1 pseudogene is annotated in these 741 nt (G+C 39.8%); it reads left to right on the forward strand.

What is annotated here, in order from left to right:
* Positions 1–225: 225 nt before the first annotated feature.
* Positions 226–741, forward strand: a pseudogene (locus BCU12_RS09935) (transporter); the annotation flags it as partial.

Genomic DNA, 741 nt, shown 5'->3' on the forward strand with positions numbered 1-741 from the left:
ACTATTGTATGATTAATTAAATGTTATAAATTTGATCTAATATGTGAATTATTCATTACTTCGGCAGTTTTATTGAGGACAGTCACACTTATGATGACTTACACTTCAATTTATTTAAGAAAAAACATGAGAAACCGGTCACAAAAAGACTTATTGTAGTACAAATAATTTCAAATCAGAGTAATCTAGACACTAGTTAATTACAAAACTTAAAAGGCTGTAAAAATGACTATCGAAACTCTTGTTGTTCTTGCCTACTTCTTCTTCTTAATCGCAATCGGTTGGATGTTCAGAAAGTTCACCACCTCTACTAGTGATTATTTCCGTGGGGGAGGCAAAATGTTGTGGTGGATGGTTGGTGCAACTGCATTCATGACACAATTTTCAGCATGGACGTTTACCGGAGCCGCAGGACGCGCATTTAGTGATGGCTTTGTCATTGTTATTCTCTTCTTAGCCAACGCATTTGGCTACTTTATGAACTACATGTACTTCGCACCGAAGTTTCGTCAATTACGTGTGGTTACGGCAATCGAAGCGATTCGTCAGCGTTTTGGTAAAGCATCTGAGCAAGCGTTTACTTGGGCAGGTATGCCTGACAGCTTGATTTCAGCGGGTATCTGGCTAAATGGTCTGGCTATCTTCGTTGCAGCTGTATTTAACATTCCAATGGAAACGACGATCGTCGTAACAGGACTTGTTCTTGTTGCAATGGCAGTAACAGGCGGCTCATGGGCGGTT

This window comes from Vibrio sp. 10N.261.55.A7, assembly GCF_002877365.1.
Lineage (GTDB): Bacteria > Pseudomonadota > Gammaproteobacteria > Enterobacterales > Vibrionaceae > Vibrio.